Origin of the sequence: Burkholderia sp. BCC1644 (assembly GCF_902833225.1) — a bacterium.
Lineage (GTDB): Bacteria > Pseudomonadota > Gammaproteobacteria > Burkholderiales > Burkholderiaceae > Burkholderia.
In genome coordinates, this window is the sequence record NZ_CADFEI010000018.1 from 75,678 (window position 1) to 101,376 (window position 25,699).

General features: G+C 68.1%; 18 protein-coding genes. 10 read left to right on the top strand and 8 right to left on the bottom strand.

Annotated elements, in window-relative coordinates:
* Positions 1-30 precede the first annotated feature (30 nt).
* Positions 31-4,236, bottom strand: a complete 4,206-nt coding sequence (locus tag HWX87_RS29460; protein ID WP_176050539.1) for an AsmA-like C-terminal region-containing protein — start codon at positions 4,234-4,236, stop codon at positions 31-33.
* 230 nt (positions 4,237-4,466) lie between these two features.
* Here HWX87_RS29460 and glnE point away from each other — a divergent pair, with 230 nt between their 5' ends.
* Both glnE and HWX87_RS29470 read left to right on the top strand, forming a co-directional pair.
* Positions 4,467-7,256, top strand: a complete 2,790-nt coding sequence (gene glnE, locus HWX87_RS29465; protein WP_176050540.1) for a bifunctional [glutamate--ammonia ligase]-adenylyl-L-tyrosine phosphorylase/[glutamate--ammonia-ligase] adenylyltransferase — start codon at positions 4,467-4,469, stop codon at positions 7,254-7,256.
* Between the two features lie 152 nt (positions 7,257-7,408).
* Positions 7,409-9,670 carry a carbohydrate-binding protein gene (locus tag HWX87_RS29470; RefSeq protein ID WP_176050541.1) on the top strand — a complete coding sequence of 754 codons (2,262 nt, stop codon included), beginning with the start codon at positions 7,409-7,411 and terminating at the stop codon, positions 9,668-9,670.
* Positions 9,671-9,764: 94 nt separating this feature from the next.
* Here the strand turns inward: HWX87_RS29470 and recN are convergent, their stop codons facing one another.
* Positions 9,765-11,414: a DNA repair protein RecN gene (recN, locus tag HWX87_RS29475; RefSeq protein WP_176050542.1), complete on the bottom strand. Its 1,650-nt coding sequence runs from the start codon at positions 11,412-11,414 to the stop codon at positions 9,765-9,767.
* A gap of 19 nt (positions 11,415-11,433) precedes the next feature.
* On the bottom strand, positions 11,434-12,336 hold the full coding sequence (locus HWX87_RS29480) for an NAD kinase (RefSeq protein ID WP_176050543.1): 903 nt from the start codon (positions 12,334-12,336) through the stop codon (positions 11,434-11,436).
* 131 nt (positions 12,337-12,467) lie between these two features.
* Here HWX87_RS29480 and hrcA point away from each other — a divergent pair, with 131 nt between their 5' ends.
* The 3 genes from hrcA to HWX87_RS29495 all read left to right on the top strand — a co-directional run bounded on the left by hrcA (position 12,468) and on the right by HWX87_RS29495 (position 15,103).
* The gene (hrcA, locus tag HWX87_RS29485) at positions 12,468-13,490 is read left to right on the top strand and encodes a heat-inducible transcriptional repressor HrcA (protein WP_176050544.1); all 1,023 of its coding nucleotides are present in this window, start codon (positions 12,468-12,470) and stop codon (positions 13,488-13,490) included.
* Positions 13,491-13,625: 135 nt separating this feature from the next.
* Positions 13,626-14,699, top strand: a complete 1,074-nt coding sequence (gene hemH, locus HWX87_RS29490; protein ID WP_176050545.1) for a ferrochelatase — start codon at positions 13,626-13,628, stop codon at positions 14,697-14,699.
* The gene (locus HWX87_RS29495) at positions 14,696-15,103 is read left to right on the top strand and encodes an RNA-binding S4 domain-containing protein (protein ID WP_176050546.1); all 408 of its coding nucleotides are present in this window, start codon (positions 14,696-14,698) and stop codon (positions 15,101-15,103) included. The genes hemH and HWX87_RS29495 overlap by 4 nt, the downstream gene beginning before the upstream one ends.
* Here the strand turns inward: HWX87_RS29495 and HWX87_RS29500 are convergent.
* Positions 15,075-15,236 (bottom strand): hypothetical protein, encoded by a 162-nt coding sequence (locus HWX87_RS29500; RefSeq protein WP_006476841.1) that lies wholly within the window; start codon positions 15,234-15,236, stop codon positions 15,075-15,077. The genes HWX87_RS29495 and HWX87_RS29500 overlap by 29 nt on opposite strands.
* 358 nt (positions 15,237-15,594) lie before the next feature.
* On the opposite strand from HWX87_RS29500, the gene grpE reads away from it, so the two are divergent.
* The 5 genes from grpE (at position 15,595) to pabB (ending at position 21,929) form a co-directional block, all read left to right on the top strand.
* Positions 15,595-16,140, top strand: a complete 546-nt coding sequence (gene grpE, locus HWX87_RS29505) for a nucleotide exchange factor GrpE (protein WP_176050547.1) — start codon at positions 15,595-15,597, stop codon at positions 16,138-16,140.
* Positions 16,141-16,150: 10 nt separating this feature from the next.
* Positions 16,151-16,543: a thioredoxin family protein gene (locus HWX87_RS29510; protein ID WP_176050548.1), complete on the top strand. Its 393-nt coding sequence runs from the start codon at positions 16,151-16,153 to the stop codon at positions 16,541-16,543.
* 162 nt (positions 16,544-16,705) lie between these two features.
* Positions 16,706-18,658 carry a molecular chaperone DnaK gene (gene dnaK / locus HWX87_RS29515; RefSeq protein ID WP_176050549.1) on the top strand — a complete coding sequence of 651 codons (1,953 nt, stop codon included), beginning with the start codon at positions 16,706-16,708 and terminating at the stop codon, positions 18,656-18,658.
* Between the two features lie 265 nt (positions 18,659-18,923).
* Positions 18,924-20,060, top strand: coding sequence for a molecular chaperone DnaJ (gene dnaJ / locus HWX87_RS29520; RefSeq protein ID WP_011351025.1), 1,137 nt, complete (start codon positions 18,924-18,926; stop codon positions 20,058-20,060).
* Between the two features lie 3 nt (positions 20,061-20,063).
* A complete protein-coding gene (gene pabB / locus HWX87_RS29525) occupies positions 20,064-21,929 on the top strand; it encodes an aminodeoxychorismate synthase component I (RefSeq protein WP_176050550.1) in 1,866 nt (621 codons plus the stop codon).
* A 111-nt stretch (positions 21,930-22,040) separates the two neighbouring features.
* Here pabB and panB read toward each other — a convergent pair whose 3' ends face one another.
* The 4 genes from panB to pcnB are packed head-to-tail and all read right to left on the bottom strand — an operon-like array spanning position 22,041 to position 25,699.
* Positions 22,041-22,856, bottom strand: coding sequence for a 3-methyl-2-oxobutanoate hydroxymethyltransferase (gene panB, locus HWX87_RS29530; RefSeq protein ID WP_176050551.1), 816 nt, complete (start codon positions 22,854-22,856; stop codon positions 22,041-22,043).
* A gap of 43 nt (positions 22,857-22,899) precedes the next feature.
* Positions 22,900-23,586, bottom strand: a complete 687-nt coding sequence (locus HWX87_RS29535; protein ID WP_176050552.1) for a deoxynucleoside kinase — start codon at positions 23,584-23,586, stop codon at positions 22,900-22,902.
* Complete coding sequence (folK, locus tag HWX87_RS29540; protein ID WP_176050553.1) at positions 23,583-24,125, bottom strand: 2-amino-4-hydroxy-6-hydroxymethyldihydropteridine diphosphokinase; 543 nt, start codon at positions 24,123-24,125, stop codon at positions 23,583-23,585. The genes HWX87_RS29535 and folK overlap by 4 nt, the downstream gene beginning before the upstream one ends.
* Before the next feature lie 35 nt (positions 24,126-24,160).
* Positions 24,161-25,699, bottom strand: coding sequence for a polynucleotide adenylyltransferase PcnB (pcnB, locus tag HWX87_RS29545; RefSeq protein ID WP_176050554.1), 1,539 nt, complete (start codon positions 25,697-25,699; stop codon positions 24,161-24,163).

Below are 25,699 nucleotides of genomic sequence, written 5' to 3' on the forward strand. Positions count from 1 at the left end.
AATGGGGTGCGGCCCGGCGCCATGCGCGGCTCAATGATTCGGGTTCGGTGCATCGGCCGGACCGTGATTCATCTTACCCTGATCGCCCCGCACCCGCTCGATATGCGGGTGCGCCCACGAGCCGGTGATCGCGTAGTCGAGCGCGAACGCGTGCGACAGGGTCTCCGACAGCGCGTAGTTCGCGGCCAGCACGCCGATGCCGAGCAGCGGATTGATGACGGCCGCCCCGATCGCGGCTGCGCCCGCGCTGATTTTCGGCGCGACGTGCGCATGCAGGTCCTGCGTCTCGGTGCCGAGATCGACCGCGCCGCGCACGGTGACGTTCGCGGGCCCCGTCATCATCGAGAAATCGTCGGTGCGCGCGATCCCGTTCGAGATCCGGCCGGTACCGGTGATCTTGTCGAACGGCAGCCCCTTGCCGACCACGTCGCGGAAATTCAGCGTCAGGAAGCGCGCGAGGCTCTGCAGGCTCAGCACGCCGAGGAGTTTCGCGGCGCCCGGATCGACCTTCAGGATCTGCCCGTGCTCGAGGTCGAGCGCGACCTGGCCGCCGAGCGACGGGAAATCGAGCGCGGTCGGGCCGCCGCGCCAGCCGACCTTGCCCGTCACCGTGCCGTGGCCGTCCGCGAGCGTGCGCGGCAGGCCGACGCGGTCGAGCAGTGCGCCCGCGTTGTCGATGTCGAGCTTGAAGTCGAACACGGTGCGGCGCGGCGCGTCGTTCTCGTCGGCGCCGCGGGCGAGCGCGCGGCGCGACGTGCGCCAGTTGCCGGTCGCCGTCAGCTTCGCGGCCGGGTTCGACAGCTCCAGCTTGTCGAGTTGCCACACGGGCGTGCCGTCTTCGTCGATGTTGCGTGCGTTGACGACGAGCCGGCCGATGTCGTGGTCGCGTGCGACGACCTGGTCGACAATCAGGTCGATCGACGGCATCGGGCGATCGGTCGGCGTCGGCAGGTTCATCGCGCGGCCGACGAGGTCGTGCTGTGCGCTCTGCGGCACCACCAGCTTCGCGAGCCGCGCGTTCAGCACGCCCGCGCCGTTGTGGCCGCCGCCCGGCGCCCACGACAGGTAGCCCGACACCTGGTTCGACGCAATGTTCGCCTGCCAGAGATCGTCGACGTGCGACGCGCCGATGATCACGTTTTCCCAGTTGCGCTTGAGCAGCTTCAGCGTGCCGAAATGGAGCGCGAAACGCTTCGGCGCGAAGCTCGCGAAATCGACGCGCGGCGCGGGCTGCGGCTCCGGCGCGCGCGGCGTGTCGGGCTTCAGCGTGTGGGCGAGTGCGAGCCACGCGTCGGCGTCCAGTTCGCCGACGTCCACGGCCGCGCTCACGCCGTCCTGCGGCATGTCCGGCATCCGGTGGATGCCCATCGCACCGCGCACCGCGCGCAGCGGCTGGCCGCGCGTCGCATCGAGCAGGTAGGTGGCCGACACGGGGCCGAGCGTCAGGTCGGCATGCTCGAGGCGCTTGCCGTCCGCCTGCGGCGCCGGCTGCAGCGTGAAGCTGAACGGCATCGGCGTGCCGGCCGGTTTCGCGAATGGCGCGGGGAAATTCAGTGCCACGCCGGTCAGGTCGGAATGCGCGCTGATGTCGGGCAGGCGGCCCGGCGCGCCGCGCACGGCGACCTTGTACGGCGCGTCGCCGACCACGTGTTCGAGCAGTGCGGCCGCCGGGCCGTGCAGGTTCAGGCCGCGCGCGGCGTCGAGCGCGAGCCGGCCGTCGACGTCCACGGTGTACGGGCCGTGCGACTGGAAGTTGCCGTTCGCGCGCACCGGGCCGCCGAGGAAGCGCCCCGACAGGTCGTGCAGCGACGCGCCGGCCTCGGTGAAGCGGACGCTGCCGCGCAGCGCCGACAGCGGCGGCACGCCGCTGGTCGACAGCGTGTTGCCGCCGAACGCGAGCGCGCCTTCGATGTGCGTATGCGGATGCGCGACGTGCTGCGGAATCGTGATCTTGAGCGCGAGCGACGCGGGCCCCTGCGCGTCGATCCGCTGGCCGATATGGCCGCTCATCGTGCCGAGCGAGCTGTTGTCCGCGTAATCGATCAGGTCGGCGAGCGGGCCCTGTGCATGGCCGTCGATGATCAGCGGCGAGTGCGACGGATTGCCGAGATCGTCGATGCGGCCCGCGACCTTCGTCAACGCGACGCGCTTGTAGTGCGCGCGATCGATGTCGAAGCGCAGCTTGTTCTGCGTGAGCTCAAAGACGCCGTCGATCCCGTCGAGCGCCGGCCAGACGCTCGGCGTGCCGTTCGCGAGCTTGCGCGGCGGGTAGGGCGTCGGCTCGAAGCGGCCGCCGGTGAACGGCGCGACGATATGGAACACGCCGGCGTCCGGCTCGTGTTCGAACGGGAATTTCTCGAGCGGGCCGCGCGCGACGATCGACGCGCCCTTGGTCACCTTGCCGTCCTGCAGCGCGTGGCCGAGATAGTCGCGCAGATGCTCGGACATCCCGGTCGGCAGGTAGCGCGGAATGCGTGCCACCGATGCGCGCGCGAAATCGGCGCGCAGGTCGAGCGTGCCGCGGCCGTGGCCGGGGTTCGTGTACGAGCCCGACACCGCGATTTCGGCATCGGGGTTCGACACGAGCAGGTCCGGCAGCGACACGTCGACGCGCGCGTGTTTCTCGCCGGGCGCGGGCGTGATGGCCCACTTGGCGTTGCCGCGCAGCCGGTCGAACGTCAGGCGCGGCTCGTCGAATTCGCCGGGCACGGTCACGGCCGCATTGACCGTGTCGAAATGCGCGTTGCCGCCCGTTTCGTTCGCGTCGACGCGGCCCCACAGGTTCTCGATGCCCGGCCAGCCGGCGCGCGGGTGGCCGCGCGGCGAGAGCCCGGGCGGCGGCTCCTGGGCGGCGAAGCTGATGCCCTGCAGGTCGCCGAGGAAGCGGTAGCGGACGATCGGCGCGGCGCCCGTGCGCCGCTCTTCGTCGGCGAGGTCGGCCCGCGCGGGTTTCGCGCGCTCGACCTCGATCTGATAGTTCTGCATCATCCCGCGCGGGTCGATCTTGATCAGCTCGTTGCGCAGGCGCGCCGGCAGCGGCAGCCCGCGGATGAACTCGCTGAGGATGCCGAGATCGACGCGGTCGCCCACGACGCTGATCAATTGCCCCTGCGTCGCCGTCGGCACGCGGTAGCGCGCCGTCAGCGTCGACAGCGCGAGCGAACGCGCGAGCGGCGTGCCGTCCGGTAGCGGCAGCTGGCCGAGCTCCGCGTTGAAGCGCGTCAGGTGCAGCGTGTAGTCGTGACCGGCGTCGAGCACCATGTCCCAGCCGAAGCCGACCGTCGGCACGTCGAGCCGCGGTTGCGTCGGGCGCACGCGCAGCGCGACGTCGGCGCCTTGCAGGTCGCCGCCCGCCGAGCGCAGGTGGCCATCGCTGAAGGTCGCCCAGATCGCGTTGTCGATCCGGCCCGCATGGATCGTCAGTGGCACGTCGAGGTAGCGCGTCAGCGTCTGCAGGTCGACGGGGCCGGTCGACAGGTACGCGTCGCCGGTCCAGTTCGACGGCTTGCCGATCGGCGCAAGCGGCTTGTGCCGGAAGCGTGCGCGGAAATCGAGCGGGCCGAGCAGCAGGGTGCCGTTCGCGGGCGCCTGCAGCGCGACCTTGTGCACGCGGCCGTTGTTGAGCACCGCGAGCCGGATGCCCGACAGCACGAGCTCGGGTGCGTCGTGTTGCGCGTCGCGCCAGCGCAGCGTGCCGCCGCGCAGCACGATCGCCTCCTGCTTCAGCAGCCAGGTGCCGAACGTGTCGTTACCGCCGTGGGTGGTTGCCACGCCGACGCCTGCGACGCTCAGCGAGCCGTCGGCGGCGCGCGCGACGACGAGGTCGGGCTGGTCGACGATCAGGCTGGACAGCGCGGGCGACAGCCGCAGCAGCGACATCCACGACAGCGCGGCCGTTGCGTGCGGCACCGACAGCGCAACCTTGCCGTCGCGGCCGCGGATCGTCAGGTTCGTGAGTTCGACGCCCGGCTGCATGCCGGACCAGTTCGGAGAAAGCTTGCCGATCGAAAGCTGCGCGTGGAGCTTGTCGGACACCGCGCGCTCGATGCGCGGGCGGAATTCGTCGATGCGGGGCAGCAGGACATAGCGCAGCCCGAGGAACGCGCCGGACGCGACGAAGTAGGTGCCGATCCCGACTGCCAGCGTCACCCTGAACACGCGACGCAGGACCGGATGATCGTGCTTCGGAGGTCCCGCTTCGGGCGCAGCTACGGCGGATTCCTGACGGTCGGACATGCGGCGGACGGGCGGCGATATGGTAGTTTTGCAGACTGACGTTGAAATGTATCACACGGGTTCGTGCCGGCGGCCGTTGCGGCAGCGCGGCACGGGCTTTCCGGCGCGCGGTTTCGCGGCGGACGCACGTGCGTCCCGCGATGCCGCGCCGAGTTCATGAGGCCGGTCGGCAGCGGGGCGCGCACGCGCCGGCCCGCGCCGGCCGGCCTTTCCGCCAGGCTCGCTTCTCGATGACCGACCCTTCCGCCCTGATCAGCACGTCCTATTCCCGATACCTTGCCCGCGCGGCTGCCGCGCGGCCCGCGCTCGCCGAGCAGGTGGCCGCGTGGGCGGCCGCGCCGCTCGGCCGCGCGCAGCTCGACGCGCGCCTCACCGAACTGCTCGCGATGCCGGCCGGCACGGCCGCGCCGACCGAGGAGCAACTGAAGCGCGCACTGCGGCAACTGCGCGCCGAGGCGTTCGGCGCGGTCGCGGAGCGCGACCTGCGCGGGCTGGCCGACGTCGCCGAGGTGACGGGCGCGATGACCGATCTCGCCGAAGTGGCCGTGCAGCGCTCGCTCGCGCTGTTGTCGGTCGAACTCGAGGCAATGTACGGCGAGCCGCGCGGCGCCGACGGCCAGCGCGTCGTGCTCGGCGTGGTCGGGATGGGCAAGCTCGGCGGCCGCGAACTGAACGTGTCGTCGGACATCGACCTGATCTTCGTCTACGAGGACGACGGCGAGACGACCGGCGGCACGCGTTCGCCGCTGTCCACGCAGGAATACTTCACGCGGCTCGGCCGGCGCCTGATCGGCGTGCTGTCCGAGGTCACGGCCGACGGCTACGTGTTTCGCGTCGACATGCGGCTGCGCCCGAACGGCGATTCGGGGCCGCTCGTGTGCAGCCTCGGGATGCTCGAGGAGTATTTCTACGTGCAGGGGCGCGAGTGGGAGCGCTATGCGTGGATCAAGGGGCGGCTCGTATCGGAAGGCGACAGCGACGCCGCGCAGCGGCTCGAGTCGCAGCTCGAGTCGATCGTCAAGCCGTTCGTCTACCGCCGCTATCTGGATTTCGGCGTGATCGGCGCGATCCGTTCGCTGCACCAGCAGATCCGGCAGGAAGCCGCGCGCCGCGCGTCGATGCGGCCCGACAAGGCCGACGACATCAAGCTCGGGCGCGGCGGGATCCGCGAGATCGAGTTCAGCGCGCAGGTATTCCAGCTGATCCGCGGCGGCCAGGATGCCGAATTCCGCGTGCGGCCGACGCTCGCGGTGCTGCGTCATGCGCAGGCGCGCGGGCTGATCGGCGAGGACGTGCGTGTACGCCTGTCCGATGCTTACAATTTCCTGCGGACGCTCGAGCACCGGCTGCAGTACCGCAACGACGCGCAGACACACGCGATGCCGGTCGAACCGGATGAACGCGCGGCGCTGGCCGCGTCGCTCGGCTTTGCCGACTATGCGGCGCTGATGACGGTGCTGGACGGCCACCGGACCTTCGTCGAGGCGCAGTTCCACCAGATTTTCGCCGACAAGGTGAGCGGTGCCCCGTGTGCGGCCGGCGACGACACCGCAGCCGCGTGGATCTGGAGCGGCGCGCTGGCCGACGACGGCGAGGACGACGCGCTGGTCGCGCGTCTCGACGGCCTGGGCTTTGCCGATCCGGCCACCGTGCTCGCGCGGCTGCGCGCGATCTGGCAATCGTCGCGCTACACGGGGTTGCCGGAAAAGAGCCGGCAGCGCTTCGACAGCGTCGCGCAGCGGGCGCTCGACGCCGCACCGAAGATCGATGCCGCGCGCCGCGACGACACGATCGTGCGCCTGTTCGACCTGCTCGAGACGGTCAGCCGGCGCGGTGTCTATCTCGCGCTGCTGACCGAATATCCGGCCGCGCTCGACCGCGTGCTGTCGGTGCTGGGCGCGACGCGCTGGGGCGGCGGCTACCTGATCCGTCATCCGCAGCTGCTCGACGAACTGCTCGACGACGAGGCGATCGCGAGCCCGTTCGACTGGCCCGTGTTCAAGGACGCGCTGCGCGCGCGCCTCGCGGCGGCCGACGGCCCCGAGCAGCAGATGGACCTGCTGCGCCATGCACAGCACGCGGAGGTGTTCCGGATCCTGCTGATCGACCTGGCCGGGCAGCTGTCGGTCGAGCATGTGAGCGACCGGTTGTCCGAGCTGGCCGACGCGGTGCTCGACGTGACGATCGAAGTGGTCTGGTCGCAGCTTGCGAAGCGTCATCGCGACGTGCCGAAGTTCGCGGTGATCGCCTACGGCAAGCTGGGCGGCAAGGAGCTCGGCTACGCATCGGATCTCGACCTGATCTTCCTGTACGACGACCCCGACGAGCGCTCGGCGGACGTCTACACGACCTTCACGCGGCGGCTCATCACGTGGCTCACGACCGCGACCGGTGCCGGCGCGCTGTTCGACATCGACCTGCGGCTGCGGCCGAACGGCGAGGCCGGGCTGCTCGTCACCGATCTCGATGCGTTCCGCCGCTACCAGCTGCGCGAGGGCGACGCCGCGAATACGGCGTGGGTGTGGGAGCACCAGGCGCTGACGCGCGCCCGCTACAGCGCGGGCGATGCGCAGATCGGCGAGGACTTCGAGGCGATCCGCCAGCAGGTGCTGACGACGCCGCGCGACGGCGATGTGCTGGCGAAGGAGATCGTCGACATGCGCGGCAAGGTGTTTGCCGGCCATCCGAACCAGACCGAGCTGTTCGACCTGAAGCACGATCGCGGCGGGATGGTCGACATCGAGTTCATCGTCCAGTACTGGGTGCTGCTGCATGCGTCGAGCGACGCCGAGCTGATCCGTAACACGGGCAACATCGCGCTGCTGCGCGAGGTCGCGCGCTTCGGGCTGATGGGGGAGGACGAGGCCGAGCGCGTCGGCGCCGCGTACCGCAAGTACCGGAAGCTGCAGCACAAGCTGCGGCTCGACGGGATGGAGAAGGCGCGGGTCGACCCGGCGACGGTCGCCGGCGAGCGGGCCGCGGTGACGGCGTTGTGGGAGCGGGTGTTCGGCGGCGCTTGACGGCGGCGCGCCGAGGTTGCGGAGGCCGCCCGGGGTGCGGCTCCGGGGCGTTGAGATTCGATTGAGATTGTTTGAGCGGGGCGGGCGGCGCCGGAACAATGGCGGCTCCGATCAACCGGCGCACCGTGCGCCTCCGCCCTTTCGATCCCGTCTTGAACACCTTCCGTCCCCATCTGATCGCGGCGGCCGTCTCCGTCGCCAGCGCCATGCTCGCCACGCCGGCAGCGGCCGCCGCCGCCGGCTACGCGCCGCTCACCAATACCGAACGCGGCGCCGCGCAATGCCTGACCTGGCGTGCCGGCAGCGACGTCGTCGAATTTGCCGCGTGCAACGGCAGCGCGGCGCAGGACTGGAAGCTCGAGGTGCGTGCCAACAGCTTCCACTACATCAAGAACGCCGAGGCCGCCGCGCGCGGCCACGACTACTGCCTGAAGACCGATTACGACACGGGCGGCCGCAACGAGCCCGTCGTGCTTGGCCAATGCGACGACAAGGACGACACCGACGGCTTCGACTACATGCGGATGTGGACGGCAGGGATCGGCGTCGACGGCCGGCTCGTGCTGCGCAATTTCTACCGCGACGTGCTCGGCCAGACCGAGTACCTGAGCGCGCTGCCCGACGGCCGCGTCGCGATGCAGCGTGCATCGAAGGTCGGTGCGCAGGCTATCTGGCATCACGCGGAGCCCGTCGAGCGGCCGAGCATACCGCTCGTCGGCAACAAGTCGGCGCTGCTGATGGTCGCGCATTTCGACGGGACGCGGCCGAACGACCCGAAAGCCGTGCGCGACGCCGTGTTCGGCAACGGCGACGATCCCGCGTCGCTCGTGCAATTCCTGAAATTCTCGTCGCGCGGCAAGCTGAAGCTCAGCGGCAAGACGCTGGAAAACGTGTCGCTCGGCAAGCGGCCCGCGACCTGTGATGCCGACAAGTTCCTGTCGAGCGCGCGCAAGGCGGCGCTCAAGCAGGGCGTGAACCCGGATGACTACGATTACCTGTTCCTCAGCCTGCCCGCGATGAGCGAGCTGCCGGCCTGCGACTGGCTCGGGCTCGCGCAGGCGCAGGACAACTGGATCATCATGCTCGGCGACGACAATCCGTACCGCGTGTGGGCGCACGAATTCGGCCATACGTTCGGTGCCGACCATTCGGGTTCGGTCGTCCGGTGTCCGACCGAGGGCGGCACCGTGAAGCTCGGCGACCAGTGCCGCGAGGGCGACGTCGACGATCCGGCCGACCCGATGGGCGGCGGCGGTGCGCGCCCGTATCCGGTGAGCTATCTGCAGTACAACCAGTGGCTCGAGCGCGGGGATGCGCCCGTGGTCCGCGATGCGGGAACCTACGCGCTGAAGCCCGCATGGAGCCAGGCGGGTGGCGCGAAGGCCTACCGGATCGACCGCAACGACGGCTCGGAACTGTGGCTGGAGTTCCATCAGCCAACGCCGGTCTACAACGAACGGCCGGCGTCCGATCCGTTCGTCAACGGCGTGATCGTGCGGACGATGCGCTACGACACGGAGGCGTATTCGAGCTCGCTGGTCGACACGACGCCGCGCAGCTCGGGCGGGATGAAGGACGCGCCGCTGATGCCCGGCCACGCGCTGCACGACACGCTGTCGGGCAAGATCATCACGGTGCGTTCGGCCGGACCCGACGGCGCCGTGATCGACGTGCGCAACGACGGCCAGCTGTTGCCACAGGCGATGGTTACGGGGCCGCAGCACGCCAACGCACGCGAGTCGGTGACGCTGTCGGGCGCGACCTCGATCGGCGATCGGCTCACGTACCGGTGGACCGTGCCCGACGGGATCGATGCGAAGCAGGACGGCAGCACGCTGCGCTTCGTCGCGCCGGCGCACGAACGCGATCGGGAGTATGTGTTCCGGTTGTCGGTCACCAACGGGAACGGCTATTCGGCTGCGACGACGCACCAGGTGAAAGTCAAGGCGGAAGAGCTGGTTGCGCCGCCGAAGGCGTCGATCAGCGGGCCGGCGGTTGCGAAAGGCGGCGAGCGCGTGAAGCTGTCGGGTGCGTCGTCGACGGGCAAGGAGTTGACGTACCGCTGGAGCGGGCCGGCCGGATTGGCGATCGACCAGAACGGCGTAGACGCGTCGTTCGTTGCGCCGAAGGCGGCCGAAGAGCGGCGCTATGACGTGAAACTGACCGTGACGGACGCGCAGAACCGCAGCGCGGCGGCGACGCATCGGGTGACGGTGCGGGCCGACGCGGTGGCGGGGGCACCCGCATGGGATCCGAAGAAAACCTATGCGACGCCGTGCGAGAAGGTCAGCCACCGGAGCAAGACCTGGCTGAACGGCTGGTGGGTGCTCGGTGACGAGCCGGGCACGGGCGGCGAGTGGGGGGCATGGCGCGAGCAGGGGAACGCGAACATGCATACGCAATGCAAGGGCTGATCGCGGCCGGCCTGGCGCGGCGACGTCGGCGATGCGATGGGCGCGTCCGCCGCCGCGGTTGTGCGGCGGTGAGCAGGCAGCCGGCCGGCGTTGTTCACGCGGCCAGCATTTCCTTCGCGTGCTTGCGCGTCGTGGCCGTGATCTCGAGCCCGCCGAGCATCCGCGCGACTTCCTCGATCCGGTTGGCGCGGTCGAGCGCGACGACCGTCGACACCGTGCCGCCGCGATCGTCGCTGCCCTTCGCGACCTGGAAGTGATGGTCGCCGCGTGCGGCGACCTGCGGCAGGTGCGTCACGCACAGCACCTGGCGGTCGCGCCCGAGCTGGTGCAGCAGGCGGCCGACCACTTCGGCGACGCCGCCGCCGATCCCCGTATCGACTTCGTCGAAGATCAATGTCGGCGTCGGGCTTGCCGCGCTGGCAATGACCGCGAGCGCGAGGCTGATCCGCGCGAGTTCGCCGCCCGACGCAACCTTCGCGAGCGGCCGCAGCGGCACGCCAGGGTGCCCGGCGACGCGGAATTCGACCTGTTCGAGCCCGTGCGGGCCGCCGTCGGCGAGCGGCGCGAGCGCGACTTCGAAGCTGCCGCCCGCCATCGACAACTCCTGCATGCCGGCCGTGACGGCCGTGCCGAGCACCTTCGCGGCCTGCGCGCGGGACTTGGACAGCTGTCGGGCATCGGCGAGATAGGCTTCGCGCGCCTTGGCCTGCGTCGCCTCGAGCGCGCCGAGATCGGCGGCCGCGTCGAGCGCGGCGAGCTGCGCGCGGCGCGCCGCATGTTCCTCGTGCAGCGTGTCGGGCGGCAGCCGGAACTTGCGGGCGGTCGAGTGCAGCGCATCGAGACGCGTCTCGACCTGCGCGAGCCGCTCGGGATCGAGATCGACGCGCTGCGCGTAGTGCGACAGCGAATAGACGGCTTCCTGCAGCTGGATTTCGGCCGGTTCGAGCGACGCGAGCGCGTCGCCGAGCGTGGTGTCGTAGTCGGCCAGGCTGCGCAGTTTCGACACGATCGCGCCAAGTTGCGCGAGCATCGCGTCGTCGGACTCGGACAGTGCGTTGAGCGCGCCGCGCACGCCTTCGATCAGGTTCGCCGAATGCGACAGCCGCTTGTGCTCGTTGCTGACTTCGTCCCATTCGCCGGGCTGCGGCGCGAGCTTGTCGAGTTCGGCGAGCTGCCACGCGAGCTTTTCGCGTTCGAGCTGCAGCTCGCGCTCGTGCGCCTTCGCGGCGTCGATCGCCTGCGTCGCGTCGCGCCACACGCGCCAGGCACGTGCGACGTTCGCCGCATCGGCGACGAGGCCCGCGTGCGTATCGAACAGCTCGCGCTGCGCGTCGGGCCGCATCAGCAGCTGGTGCGCATGCTGGCCATGGATGTCGACGAGCATCTCGCCGAGTTCGCGCAGCTGGGCGAGCGTTGCGCTGGTGCCGTTGATGAACGCACGCGAACGGCCGTTTGCGTCGATCACGCGGCGCAGCATCACGGTGTCCTCGGTGTCGAACGCGTGTTCGTCGAGCCAGCGCGCGACGCGGTCGTGCGGCGTGAATTCGGCCGTGATGTCGGCGCGGCCGCAGCCGGTGCGCACGACGCTCGCGTCGGCGCGTTCGCCGAGCGCAAGGGCAAGGGCGTCGATCAGGATCGATTTCCCGGCGCCTGTTTCGCCGGAAAAGACGGAAAAGCCGCTGTCGAATTCGAGATCGAGCGCGGCGACGATGACGAAGTCGCGGATCGAGAGGTGGCGGAGCATGATGTGGGGCGGGGCGGCGTCAGGACGCCTTGTCGTCTTCGTTCGAGGCGTGTTCGTTCCAGTGCAGCTTCTTGCGCAGCGTCGCGTAGTAGCTGTAGCCGATCGGGTGCAGGAACGGCACCGTGTGCTTCGAGCGGCGCACCTCGATCGTATCGTTCAGTTCGAGCGACGTGAACGACTGCATGTCGAAGTTTACGTTGACGTCACGTCCGCCGACGATCTGGATCGCGATTTTCGAATCGTCGGGCAGCACGATCGGCCGGTTCGACAGCGCGTGCGGCGCGATCGGCACGAGCACGATGCCCGCCAGCTGCGGATGGAGGATCGGGCCGGCCGACGACAGCGCGTAGGCGGTCGAGCCGGTCGGCGTCGCGACGATCAGGCCGTCCGAACGCTGGTTGTACATGTACCGGCCGTCGACCGACGCGCGCAGCTCGACCATCCCGGAGAAGCCGCTGCGGTTGACGACGACGTCGTTGAACGCGAGCGCGTGGTAGATCGGTTCGCCGTCGCGCATGATCCGCGCCTCGAGCAGCGCGCGCTCCTCGCGCTCGAACTTGCCGGACAGCAGCACGGGGACGAGCGTGTGCATGTCGGCGGCCGCGATGTCCGTGATGAAGCCGAGCCGCCCGTGGTTGATCCCGATCAGCGGGGTCCGGTACGGCGCCAGCTGGCGGCCGATGCCGAGCATCGTGCCGTCGCCGCCGAGCACGACCGCCACGTCCGCACGCGCCCCGATTTCGGCCGGGGTGAGCGCCGGGTAGCCGGTGATGCCGATCTCGCGCGCGGTATCGCCTTCGAACACGACCTCGAAGCCGAGCTTCGCGAGGCTGGCAGCCAGCGTGGCGAGCGGCTCGGCGATCACGGGCGTGTTGCTCCGGCCGACGAGCGCGACAGTATTGAACTGATTACCGGTTTTCATGCCGGCATTACACCATAGCTCGTTGACGAAAAGAACCGGCTGCGCGCCGACGGGGCCGGATCGGGCCGGCCCGCGCAACGGTGGGCGACGCCACTCGCCGCGGTCGCGCGGTTGCGCTAAAATTTTCCACCATGCTAGATCCTCGCGCACGAACCCTCCTGAAAACCCTGATCGAACGGTATATCGCCGACGGTCAGCCAGTCGGATCGCGCACGTTGTCCCGTTACTCCGGGCTCGAGCTGAGCCCGGCGACGATCCGCAACGTGATGTCCGACCTGGAGGAGCTCGGCCTCGTGTCGAGCCCGCACACGTCGGCCGGCCGCGTGCCGACGCCGCGCGGCTACCGGCTGTTCGTCGACACGATGCTGACGGTCGAGACGCCGATCGACGCCGAGGCCGTCGCGCGGCAGGTGCAGAACACGCTGCAGGCCGGCGAGCCACAGCAGCGGGTGGTCGCGGCCGCCGCGAGCGTGCTGTCGAACCTGTCGCAGTTCGCGGGCGTCGTGCTGACGCCGCGCCGCAGCCACGTGTTCAAGCAGATCGAGTTCATGCGCCTGTCCGACAAGCGCATCCTGCTGATCATCGTCACGCCCGAGGGCGACGTGCAGAACCGGATGCTCGCCACGCCGCGCGACTATTCGCCGTCGCAGCTGACCGAGGCGTCCAACTACATCAACGCGCATTTCGCCGGCTTGTCGTTCGACGAGGTGCGCCGCCGCCTGCGCGACGAGATCGACCAGTTGCGCGGCGACATGACCACGCTGATGCACGCGGCCGTGACGGCCAGTACCGAGGTGCCCGACACCGAGGACACCGTGCTGATTTCCGGCGAGCGCAACCTGCTCGAAGTGGCGGATCTTTCGTCCGACATGGCGCGGCTGCGCAAGCTGTTCGACGTGTTCGACCAAAAGACGGGCCTCCTGCAACTGCTCGACGTGTCGAGCCACGCCCAGGGCGTGCAGATCTTCATCGGCGGAGAATCGACGCTCGTGCCGATCGAGGAAATGAGCGTCGTCACCGCGCCGTACGAGGTGAACGGGCAGATCGTCGGCACGCTCGGCGTGATCGGCCCGACCCGCATGGCGTACAACCGCGTGATACCGATCGTCGACATCACCGCGCGCCTGCTGTCGCTCACGCTGAGCCAGCAATAGCCTGCGATCGGCAGCCTGATCCCGCCCCGTCATCGTGTCGCAATGCCGCACGCGCCGACAGTCGGCCGAACGGTACGGGGTGGCCCGCTATAATTGAGAGCCGTCCGGTCCCGTGCCCCGAGCACGTTCTTGCCCATGCGTTTCGATCTTGAGCCGCCTTCGAGCATCGCGGCCGCCCATCGCATCGGCGTGCTGCTGATCAATCTCGGCACGCCCGACGCACCCACGCCGCGCGCCGTGCGGCGCTACCTGGCCGAATTTCTGTCGGATCCGCGAGTCGTCGAGATTCCGCAGGTCGTCTGGCAGGTGCTGCTGCGCACGCTGATCCTGCCGCTGCGCGGCCGCGCATCCGCGAAGAAATACGCGGCCGTCTGGATGCCCGAAGGCTCGCCGCTGCGCGTATACACCGAGCGCCAGACCGACAGCGTGCGGCACCTGCTCACGTCGAACGGCTATCACGTGACGGTCGACTACGCGATGCGCTACGGCAGCCCGAACATTTCGCACGCGCTTGCGCAGTTCAAGCGCGCGGGCGTCGAGCGCGTGCTGCTGATGCCGATGTATCCGCAATATTCGGCGTCGACCACGGCCACCGCCTTCGATGCCGCGTTCGACGCGTTCGCGCGCATGCGCAACCAGCCGGAAGTGCGCACCGTGCGGCATTACGCCGACCATCCGGCCTATATCCACGCGCTGGCCGAGCAGGTGCGCCAGTACTGGGCGCAGCACGGCCGGCCCGACTTCGCGGCCGGCGACAAGCTCGTACTGAGTTTCCACGGCGTGCCGAAGCGCACGCTCGACCTCGGCGACCCGTATCACGACCAGTGCCAGCAGACGGGCGCGTTGCTGATGGCCGCGCTCGGACTGTCGACGACCGAATGCCGTATCACGTTCCAGTCGCGCTTCGGCAAGGCCGAATGGCTTCAGCCGTACACCGCGCCGACGCTGCGCGAGTTCGGCGAGGCCGGCGTGCGGCGGGCCGATGTGTTCTGTCCCGGTTTCACGGCCGATTGCCTCGAGACGATCGAGGAGATCGGCATGGAAGTGCGCGACGAGTTCCTGGCCGGCGGCGGCAAGACGTTCCACCGCATCCCGTGCCTGAACGGCGCGCCTGCATGGATCGGCGCGATCGGCGAGATCGTCGCCGAGAATCTGCAGGGCTGGCCCGTCAGGGCCGCACAGCCCGAAACGGTGAGTGAAGTGCGATGAATTACAAGATTTCGACTGAACCGGGCGCGAAGCTGCGCATCGACAAATGGTTATGGGCGGCCCGCTTCTTCAAGACGCGCTCGCTCGCGACCGATGCGGTCGACAAGGGGCACGTGAAGATCGGCGGCGCGGCGGTCAAGCCGGCCAAGGAGGTGCGCGTCGGCGACGAGGTCGAGATTGCGATGGACGGCATCGTCTGGCACATTGCCGTGCTTGGCGTATGCGACGTGCGCGGGCCGGCGAGCGTTGCGCAGACGCTTTACGCGGAAACGGAAGCGGGGCGGGCCGCACGGCTCGCCGAACTGGAGCGGCGTCGCACGTATCGCGAGCCGGCGGCCGAACTGCACGGCCGGCCGACGAAGCGCGATCGGCGCATCATCGACAGATTTTCTGGTGGGAGCTGAACATCTGGTCGAACGTCGCCCGCGCGCTCCCGTATTCGGTCGTGCGGTCGGTGACAGCTCCCGACAGACAGATGGTGGTGGTGCCGGCAATGAGTACCAGCGCGACCACCGAAATCGCAAAGGTCAGTTTCACGGTACTCCCCTCGAGAAGAAGGGTGAAAACGGCGCCAGGTGGTGGTTGTAAGGCGTCGGTCAGCTAAGGGTAAACACGCTTTTCCGACGCTTGAGTGGAGTGTAGTGCAGCGGGACTGTGCCAAGCTAGTACTTGCCAGGTAAGCGTTGTTACAGCCGGTTTCGCCCGATCTGGCGGACTATGCGGGCCACGCACCGCCGGGCAGCGCGGTTGTTTCGCGGCATTGGAGAATGCCGGCGAATAACCCTCTTGAATTTGCAGTTTTCACCCTTATTTGCACCAACAATGTGCGGTGCCGCCGGGTATACGGTCTGGCGGTTGCCGATTTGGCTTCAACCTCTAATCGACTTTCAGCGACATGGAAAACACGCAAGAGAACCCGGCTACCCAATCGGCCGAAGACATCGGTAGCGAGAAGCAGGCGGCGCAAGGCGCTGCTCCCGCCGCCGAAGCAGCCGACGCGGCGCTCGCGGAGGCTCAAGCCAAGGTCGCCGAGCTGCAGGAGAGCTACCTGCGGGCGAAGGCCGAGACCGAGAACGTCCGCCGCCGCGCGCAGGACGACGTCTCGAAGGCGCACAAGTTCGCGATCGAGAGCTTCGCGGAACACCTGCTGCCGGTGCTGGACAGCCTGGAAGCGGCCGTCAACGATACGTCCGGCGATATCGCGAAGGTGCGTGAAGGCGTCGAGCTGACGCTGCGCCAGCTGACGAGCGCGCTCGAGAAGGGCCGCGTCGTCGCGCTCAACCCGGTCGGCGAGAAGTTCGATCCGCACCAGCACCAGGCGATTTCGATGGTACCGGCCGACCAGGAGCCGAACACCGTTGTCACCGTGCTGCAAAAGGGCTATACGATCGCCGACCGCGTGCTGCGTCCGGCGCTCGTCACCGTCGCCCAGCCGAAGTAAGGCCTCCGGGATGGTGCCCGCCGGCGTCGATCCGGCCGCGTTCGACGCGTTCGACATGCAGGCGCTCGACGCCGGCACGTTCGACGCGGCCATCGACGGCGCGGGCGACGCGCTCGCGGTGGTGTTTTTCTGGGGCGTCGACTGCTTCAACTGCGAGATCGCGAAGAAGGCGATGCTCGCCCAGTCGGACGCCATCCGCGCACTGGACCTGAAGTGGTTCCATTGCAACGTGTACGAACACCATCAGCTGGGGCGCCGCTTCGGGCTGCACGGCGTGCCGACGTGGTTCTTCTTCCACCGCGGCAAGCGGCTGGGCCGCGCGACGGGCTGGCATGGCCTCGCGCAGTTCCAGGCGGCCGTGTCGGCGGCGCGGGCGAAGGCCGCGGCGGCGGCGATCCGCTAGCCGGCGGCGATTGAAAAAATTTAATATCCGCATCGCCTGTCGGGTCTTGAAAACGGACCGGACGGACGCATTTCGGGAACAGAGTTGAATTCTGGCGTGCGAAACCGCCCAAAAACGCGGGGTTTCGTGCAGCAAACAGGCATTTCTGGAGATTAGGAAAAAATGGGAAAGATCATCGGTATTGACCTCGGCACCACGAACTCGTGCGTCGCCATCATGGAAGGCAACCAGGTCAAGGTCATCGAGAACTCGGAAGGCACGCGCACCACGCCGTCGATCATCGCCTACATGGACGACAACGAAGTGCTCGTCGGCGCGCCGGCCAAGCGTCAGTCGGTGACCAACCCGAAGAACACGCTGTTCGCGGTGAAGCGCCTGATCGGCCGCCGCTTCGAAGAGAAGGAAGTCCAGAAGGACATCGGCCTGATGCCGTACACCATCGTCAAGGCCGACAACGGCGACGCATGGGTCGAGGCGCACGGCGAAAAGCTCGCGCCGCCGCAGGTTTCGGCGGAAGTGCTGCGCAAGATGAAGAAGACGGCCGAAGACTACCTCGGCGAGCCGGTCACGGAAGCCGTGATCACGGTGCCGGCGTACTTCAACGACAGCCAGCGTCAGGCGACCAAGGACGCGGGCCGTATCGCGGGCCTCGAAGTCAAGCGGATCATCAACGAGCCGACGGCAGCCGCGCTCGCGTTCGGTCTCGACAAGGTCGAGAAGGGTGACCGCAAGATCGCCGTGTACGACCTCGGCGGCGGCACGTTCGACGTGTCGATCATCGAGATCGCGGACGTCGACGGCGAAATGCAGTTCGAAGTGCTGTCGACCAACGGCGACACGTTCCTCGGCGGCGAAGACTTCGACCAGCGCATCATCGATTACATCATCGGCGAGTTCAAGAAGGAGCAGGGCGTCGACCTGTCGAAGGACGTGCTCGCGCTGCAGCGCCTGAAGGAAGCCGCTGAAAAGGCGAAGATCGAGCTGTCGTCGAGCCAGCAGACCGAAATCAACCTGCCGTACATCACGGCAGACGCGTCGGGCCCGAAGCACTTGAACCTGAAGATCACCCGCGCGAAGCTGGAAGCGCTGGTGGAAGACCTCGTCGAGCGCACGATCGAACCGTGCCGCATCGCGATCAAGGACGCAGGCGTCAAGGTGTCGGACATCGACGACGTGATCCTGGTCGGCGGCCAGACGCGCATGCCGAAGGTGCTGGAAAAGGTGAAGGAGTTCTTCGGCAAGGATCCGCGCCGTGACGTGAACCCGGACGAAGCCGTCGCAGTCGGCGCGGCGATCCAGGGCCAGGTCCTGTCGGGCGACCGCAAGGACGTGCTGCTGCTCGACGTGACCCCGCTGTCGCTCGGTATCGAGACGCTCGGCGGCGTGATGACGAAGATGATCAGCAAGAACACGACGATCCCGACGAAGCACGCGCAGGTGTACTCGACGGCGGACGACAACCAGGGCGCCGTGACGATCAAGGTGTTCCAGGGCGAACGCGAGATGGCAGCGGGCAACAAGCTGCTCGGCGAGTTCAACCTCGAAGGCATCCCGCCCGCACCGCGCGGCGTGCCGCAGATCGAAGTGAGCTTCGACATCGACGCGAACGGCATCCTGCACGTCGGCGCGAAGGACAAGGCGACCGGCAAGGAAAACCGGATCACGATCAAGGCCAACTCGGGTCTGTCCGAGGCTGAAATCGACCAGATGATCAAGGACGCGGAAGCGAACGCAGCGGAAGACCACAAGCTGCGCGAGCTGGCCGATTCGCGCAACCAGGGCGACGCGCTGGTCCACAGCACGAAGAAGGCGCTCACCGAGTACGGCGACAAGCTGGACGCGGGCGAGAAGGAAGCGATCGAAGCGTCGGTGAAGTCGCTCGAGGAAGTGCTGAAGGACACGTCGGCCGACAAGGCAACGATCGACGCGAAGGTCGAGGAACTCGGCAAGGTGTCGCAGAAGCTCGGCGAAAAGATGTACGCCGACATGCAGGCCCAGCAGGCAGGTGCAGCCGGCGCGGCCGGTGCAGCTGAAGGCGCGGCCCACGCAGGTGGCGCACAGCAGGCTGCCGACGACGTCGTCGACGCCGAGTTCAAGGAAGTGAAGAAGGACTAAGCCGGGTTGCAATGGCGCCGCACGCCGCGCGTGGAAACACGCGCGGCGCGATTGACCAGCGGCTGAAAAGCGGTCTGTCTTTCCTTCCGGATGGCCGGATCGACTCCACGCCTGGCGGGCTTCGCGGCCCTCCGGGCACATTTGTTTTTTGGCGGGTGCTGCGCGAGCCGTCCGCGGACGGTGCAGCGCCAGACGAGTCGAGAGACTTTACTGCAGGCGAAAGGAGCCGCCGCGTGCGCGATGCGTGGCGGCACAGTGAATCGATATGGCGAAACGGGATTACTACGAGGTTCTGGGCGTCGCGAAGAATGCGGGCGACGACGAAATCAAGAAGGCATATCGCAAGCTTGCGATGAAGTATCACCCTGACCGCAATCCGGACAACAAGGATGCGGAAGAGCATTTCAAAGAGGTGAAGGAAGCCTATGAAATGCTGTCGGATGGCCAGAAGCGTGCCGCGTACGACCAGTACGGCCACGCGGGCGTCGATCCGAACATGGGCGGTGCGGGTGCACAGGGCTTCGGCGGCTTCGCGGATGCGTTCGGCGACATCTTCGGCGACATCTTCGGCCAGGCCGCGGGCGGCGCCGCACGCGGTGGCCGCGGCGGCCCGCAGGTGTATCGCGGCGCCGACCTGCGCTACAGCATGGAAATCACGCTCGAGCAGGCCGCGCACGGCTACGACACGCAGATCCGCGTGCCGAGCTGGGTGTCGTGCGAGGTCTGCCACGGGTCGGGTGCGAAGCCCGGCACGAAGCCGGAAACCTGTCCGACCTGCCATGGCCAGGGCACGGTGCGCATGTCGCAGGGCTTCTTCAGCATCCAGCAGACCTGCCCGAAGTGCCACGGCACGGGCACCTACATCCCGGAGCCGTGCGTGCATTGCCACGGGTCGGGCAAGGTGAAGGAAACCAAGACGCTCGAAGTGAAGATCCCGGCCGGGATCGACGACGGGATGCGGATCCGCTCGGCCGGCAACGGCGAGCCGGGCATCAACGGCGGGCCGCCGGGCGACCTGTACGTCGAGATCCACATCAAGCCGCACTCGGTGTTCGAGCGCGACGGCGACGATCTCCACTGCCAGATGCCGATCCCGTTCACGACCGCCGCGCTCGGCGGCGAGATCGAGGTGCCGACGCTGGCCGGCCGTGCGTCGTTCCCGGTGCCGGAAGGCACGCAGTCGGGCAAGACGTTCCGCCTGCGCGGCAAGGGCATCAAGGGGCTGCGTTCGAGCATCGCGGGCGATCTGTACGTGCACGTGCAGGTCGAGACGCCCGTGAAGCTGACCGACAACCAGCGCGACCTGCTCAAGCAGTTCGAGAAGTCGCTGGCCGAGGGCGGTGCGCGTCACAGCCCGCAGAGCAAGAGCTGGTTTGACCGTGTGAAGAGCTTCTTCGAGTAAAGCATGACTGAAGGTAACGAGAGCGCGTCGTTCGCGCTCTTGGACGATTGCGACTCGACCGCGTCCGCGCGGTCGAGTCGTTTGTATTCGGGATTCGTGCGCAAACGTGTGTGCACGGATCCGGCGCGGCTCGACGAAATCGATGCGGCGGTCGCGCAGGACCTGCGCGACGGGCTGCATGCGGTCGTCGTCGGCGATTACGAATTCGGACGCAACCTGCAACGAGCGCAGCCGGGCCATGCCCCGCTGCGCTTTTTGCTGTATGCGCATTGCGAGCGCCTGTCGCGCGACGAAGTCGACGCATGGCTCGCGCAGCAGGACGGCGGTGGCGCGCCGTCGATCGCGGGCGTCGCGCATGTCGCGAAGAGCGTGTCGCGAGACGCGTTCGACGCGGCGATCGGCGCGGTGCACGATGCATTGCGCGCGGGCGATTCGTATCAGGTCAACTACACGTACCGGCTGAATTTCGACGTATTCGGCACGCCGCTCGCGCTGTACCGGCGGCTGCGCGCGCGCCAGCCCGTGCGGTACGGTGCGCTGGTTGCGTTGCCCGACGGTGCGTGCGTCGTGTCGTGCTCGCCCGAGCTGTTCGTCGAGAAGCACGGCGACGTGCTGCGCGCGCGGCCGATGAAGGGCACCGCGCCGCGTTCGGCCGATCCGCGCGACGATGCGGCGGCTGCCGCGTTCCTCGCGAACGATCCGAAGAACCGCGCGGAAAACGTGATGATCGTCGACCTGCTGCGCAACGACGTGTCGCGGATCGCGCGCACGGGCACCGTCAAGGTGCCGGCGCTGTTCTCCGTCGAACCGTACGCGTCGGTGTGGCAGATGACGTCGACGGTCGAGGCCGGCTGGCGCGACTGCACGACGTTCGCGCAGATGCTGCGCGCGCTGTTTCCGTGCGGGTCGATCACGGGCGCGCCGAAGTACAAGACGATGCAACTGATCGACGCGATCGAATCGACGCCGCGCGGCCTTTATACGGGCGCAATCGGCTGGCTCGACGCGCCTGGCGACCACGCGGCCGGTTGCGGCGATTTCTGCCTGTCGGTTGCGATCCGTACGCTGACGCTCGACGGGGCCGATGCCGACGTCGACCCATCCGGCTCGGCAACGCGGCACCATGGCACGATGGGTGTCGGCGCGGGCATCGTGCTCGACAGCGTCGCGGCCGACGAATATGCGGAGTGCGAATTGAAAGCGCGATTCCTGACGGATGCCGATCCCGGCTTCCAGTTGTTCGAAACGACCGCGGCCACGCGTGCGGACGGCATCCGGCATCTCGGCCGCCATCTCGCGCGGCTGCAGCGCAGCGCGGACGCGTTCGGCTTCCGCTTCGACGCCGATGCGTTGCGTGGCGAGATCGACGCGCGCTGCGCAGCGCTCGACGGCGGCGATGCTTACCGGATGAAGCTCGCGCTCGCGAAGGACGGCACGATCGAGATCATCGCGGCGCCGCTCAAGCCGTTGCCGGCGGGGCCCGTCGGTGTGATGCTGGCGTCTGCGCACGGTTTCGCGCCGACCCGCGCGAGCGATGCGCTGCTGCTGCACAAGACCACGCGCCGCGCCGAATATGACCGCGCGTGGCAGGCGGCCGAGGCGCTCGGCGGTTTCGACATGCTGTTCGTCAACGAACGCGGCGAGGTGACGGAAGGCGGGCGCTCGAATGTGTTCGTGAAGCTCGACGGCCAGTGGGTGACGCCGCCGCTGGCGTCCGGCGTGCTGCCGGGCGTGATGCGCGGCGTGCTGCTCGACGACCGTGCGTTCGGTGCGGTGGAGCGCGTCGTGACCCAGGACGATCTTGCACGCGCGCAAGGGCTGCTGCTGACCAATGCATTGCGCGGTGCGCTCGACGCGGTTTTGAAATGACGATGTGACGGAGCCGGTACTGCGCTCGCGCCGGCATCTGGACTTTCAGCGCACAAAAAAAAGCGCGGCGCCCCGCAAAGGTCGCCGCGCTTTTTTATCCGGACTTCTCCGTCAGAACGAGTGTTCGGGGCCAGGGAATGAACCGTCCTTCACCGCGCTCACGTAGGCTTCGACGGCTGCCTGAATATTCGGCTGGCCCTGCATGAAATCCTTCACGAAACGCGGCCGCTTGCCGGGAAACACGCCGAGCATGTCGTGCAGCACGAGCACCTGCCCCGAGCAGTCGACGCCCGCGCCGATGCCGATCGTCGGAATCTTCAGCATGTGCGTGACTTCGGACGCGACGAGCGTCGGCACCGCTTCGAGCACGACGAGCTGCGCGCCCGCGTCCTCGATCGCGCGTGCGTCGCGCAGCAGCTGCGCGGCGCCCGCTTCGGTCTTGCCCTGCACCTTGAAGCCGCCGAACGCGTGCACCGATTGCGGCGTGAGGCCGACGTGCGCGCACACCGGCACCGAGCGTTCGACGAGGAAGCGGATCGTATCGGCCAGCCATTCGCCGCCCTCGAGCTTGACCATCTGCGCGCCCGCGCGCATCAGCTTGACCGAGTTCGCGAATGCCTCGGCCGGCGTGCCGTACGTGCCGAACGGCAGATCGGCGACGACCAGCGCGCGCGGCTGCGCGCGTGCGACACAGGCCGTGTGATACGCGATGTCGTCGAGCGACACGGGCAGAGTGGTCGTGTGGCCCTGCAGCACGTTGCCGAGCGAATCGCCGATCAGCAGCACGTCGGTGCCCGCGCGATCGAGCAGCGCGGAGAAGCTCGCGTCGTAGCAGGTGAGCATTGCGATCTTCTCGCCGGCGTCGCGCATTGCCTGCAGCTTGGGTACCGTCACGGCAGGTCGGCTCGATTCCTGGAGATAGGTCATGGGAAATCCGGGTCGATGGGTGAAGAACGACAGGCGGGACGCGTCAGCGCGTCGTCTCGCCCTTGACGAAGAATTCCTTGCGGCCGCGCATCGTCTCGATGCGCTCGACCAGCAGGGCGAGATCTTCGGGGGAATCCTGCGGGTTCAGGTGTTCCGCGGCGACCGTCAGCACCGGCGTGCGGTCGTAGTGGTAGAAGAATTCGTTGTACGCGTCGACGAGCGAGCGCAGGTACGCATCGCTGATCTGCAGCTCCATCGGCAGCCCGCGCTTCTGGATGCGCGAGAACAGCACTTCGGGGCTCGCCTGCAGATAGACGACGAGGTCGGGCGACGGCGCCTGCGGCACGTCGACGTGCGTCGCGACCGAGCGATACAGCTGCCATTCGTCTTCCGGCAGGTTCAGCCGCGCGAAGATGTCGTTCTTCTGCGGCATGAAATCGGCGATGACGGGGCGGCCCGTTTCGAGCGCGCCGATCAGCTCGCGCGCCTGCTGCGCGCGCTGCAGCGCGAACGACAGCTGCGCGGGCAGCGCGTAGCGCGCGGTGTCGCGGTAAAAGCGCTCGAGGAACGGGTTGTCCTGTGGGCGTTCGAGCAGCGTCTGCATCGACCAGCGCTCGGCGAGCAGGCGCGCGAGCGTCGTCTTGCCGACGCCGATCGGGCCTTCGATTACGAGATAGCGGTGCGGGGCGCGCAGGTCGGGCGCGGTGACGGTCAGCGGAGTCGAGTTCATCGGCAGCGGGTCTTGTCGGCGTCTTCGCCGGCGGCGAGTGCCTTCTGCGTCAGGCACTGGCAGGTTTGCACCTTCTCGACGCGCTGGTCAGCCACGGCGGCAAGGAAGGCGTCGGCACGACCGCGCGCGGGGATGTCGAGCGCCGGGTCGATCTCGACGAGCGGCACGAGCGCGAATGCACGGTCGGTGAGGCGCGGGTGCGGGACGATCAGGTCGGGTTCGTCGATCGAATCGGCGCCGAACAGCAGGATGTCGAGGTCGAGCGTGCGCGGCGCATTGCGATACGGGCGCTCGCGCCCGAAGTGATGTTCGATCTTCTGGCAAAGCGCGAGCAGCTCGCGCGCCGACAGCGTCGTGTCGAGCTTGACGACGCAGTTGTAGTAGTCGTCGCCGCCCGCTTCGAAGGGCGCCGTGCGATACAGGCTCGATTTGCCGAGGATCGAGATGGTGCGCTGCTGCGCGAGGCACACCACCGCGTCCTTCAGGGTCTGGCGCGCATCGCCGAGATTCGCCCCCAGTCCGATATATGCAACCGTCATGGCATCACTTCCTACGTCGTTCGCCGGCGAGCGCGTCAGTCGTCGGACCCGCCCGAGGTATCCGGTGCCTGCTCGGCGGCACCTTCACCCGGATTGCGGTTTCGCACACCGCCGCGGCGGCGCCGCTTGCGGGGCGATTTTTCCTTCGAGCCGCCCTGCGTGAGCAATGCCTCGCGAGCAGCCGCGTCGCCTTCGATGAAATCCGTCCACCACTGTCCGACTTCCGCATCGAGCTCGCCGGATTCGCAGCGTAACAGGAGGAAATCATACCCCGCTCTAAACCTTTGGTGTTCCAGCAGCCGCATCGCGCTGCGGCCCGAGCGTTTCTCGAGGCGCAGCTGCAAGCCCCAGATCTCGCGCATGTCGGCCGAATAACGCTTGTGGATCGCCAGTTTCTCGGTCTGCATGTCGAGCACGTCGTCCATCGCGCGATGGAGCGCCGGCACCGGAATTTCGCCTTCGGCCGTGTATTGCTCGAAACGCTGGCGCATGTCGTGCCACAGCAGCGTCGCGAACAGGAAGCCCGGCGACACCGGTTTGCCGGCCCGCACGCGTGCGTCGGTGTTGTTCAGCGCGAGCGTGATGAACTTCTCGCCCTGCGGCTGTTCGAGCACGACGTCGAGGAGCGGCAGCAGCCCGTGGTGCAGGCCTTCCTTGCGCAGCCGCGTCAGGCACGCGAGCGCGTGGCCCGACAGCAGCAGCTTCAGCATTTCGTCGAACAGGCGCGCGGCCGGCACGTTGTTGATCAGGTCGGCGAGCGCGTTGATCGGTTCGCGCGTATGCGGCTCGATCTCGAAGCCGAGCTTCGCCGCGAAGCGCACGACGCGCAGCATCCGCACCGGATCCTCGCGGAAGCGCGTGGCCGGGTCGCCGATCATCCGCAACAGGCGGGCGCGCATGTCGGCCATCCCGTCGTGGTAGTCGAGCACCGTCTGCGTCGACGGGTCGTAGTACATCGCGTTGATCGTGAAGTCGCGGCGCGCGGCATCTTCATGCTGCTCGCCCCACACGTTGTCGCGCAGCACGCGCCCGCTTGCGTCGACCGCGTGCGTGCGGCGATCGAGTTCGTCGCGCTTCAGGCGCTTCGGCGGCTCGGCGGCGGCCGCCTCGGGCGGCGCATCGACCAGCGCGCGGAACGTCGACACCTCGATCAGTTCCTGGCCGAACTGCACGTGGACGATCTGGAAGCGGCGGCCGATCAGGCGCGCGCGGCGGAACAGGCGCTGGACTTCGGTCGGCGTCGCGTCGGTCGCGACGTCGAAGTCCTTCGGCGCGATGCCGAGCAGCAGGTCGCGTACCGCGCCGCCGACGATGAATGCACGAAAGCCCGCCTGCTGCAGCGTGTCGGTCACGCGCACGGCGTTCTTCGAGATCAGCGCCGGATTGATGCCGTGCACGCTGGCCGGCACGACGGTCGGCTCATGGTTGCTGCGCGGCTTTTTCGCGCCGCCGCCGCGAGTGCCCTTCGGCGCGCGCGGGGTAGCAGGGGCCGCTTCGCCGGCCGGGGCCGCTGCGGGTGACGTTTGCTCGGTTTCGTCCTGGCCGAGCAGCTTGCGGATGAATTTTTTGATCAC

Coding starts and splice junctions, on each gene's coding strand:
- folK (WP_176050553.1), bottom strand. CDS start 24,125: ATGACGGTTGCATATATCGGACTGGGGGCGAATCTCGGCGATGCGCGC.
- HWX87_RS29535 (WP_176050552.1), bottom strand. CDS start 23,586: ATGAACTCGACTCCGCTGACCGTCACCGCGCCCGACCTGCGCGCCCCG.
- hemH (WP_176050545.1), top strand. CDS start 13,626: ATGCGTTTCGATCTTGAGCCGCCTTCGAGCATCGCGGCCGCCCATCGC.
- panB (WP_176050551.1), bottom strand. CDS start 22,856: ATGACCTATCTCCAGGAATCGAGCCGACCTGCCGTGACGGTACCCAAG.
- HWX87_RS29510 (WP_176050548.1), top strand. CDS start 16,151: ATGGTGCCCGCCGGCGTCGATCCGGCCGCGTTCGACGCGTTCGACATG.
- HWX87_RS29480 (WP_176050543.1), bottom strand. CDS start 12,336: ATGAAAACCGGTAATCAGTTCAATACTGTCGCGCTCGTCGGCCGGAGC.
- pabB (WP_176050550.1), top strand. CDS start 20,064: ATGACTGAAGGTAACGAGAGCGCGTCGTTCGCGCTCTTGGACGATTGC.
- recN (WP_176050542.1), bottom strand. CDS start 11,414: ATGCTCCGCCACCTCTCGATCCGCGACTTCGTCATCGTCGCCGCGCTC.
- HWX87_RS29460 (WP_176050539.1), bottom strand. CDS start 4,236: ATGTCCGACCGTCAGGAATCCGCCGTAGCTGCGCCCGAAGCGGGACCT.
- dnaK (WP_176050549.1), top strand. CDS start 16,706: ATGGGAAAGATCATCGGTATTGACCTCGGCACCACGAACTCGTGCGTC.
- glnE (WP_176050540.1), top strand. CDS start 4,467: ATGACCGACCCTTCCGCCCTGATCAGCACGTCCTATTCCCGATACCTT.
- grpE (WP_176050547.1), top strand. CDS start 15,595: ATGGAAAACACGCAAGAGAACCCGGCTACCCAATCGGCCGAAGACATC.
- HWX87_RS29495 (WP_176050546.1), top strand. CDS start 14,696: ATGAATTACAAGATTTCGACTGAACCGGGCGCGAAGCTGCGCATCGAC.
- dnaJ (WP_011351025.1), top strand. CDS start 18,924: ATGGCGAAACGGGATTACTACGAGGTTCTGGGCGTCGCGAAGAATGCG.
- hrcA (WP_176050544.1), top strand. CDS start 12,468: ATGCTAGATCCTCGCGCACGAACCCTCCTGAAAACCCTGATCGAACGG.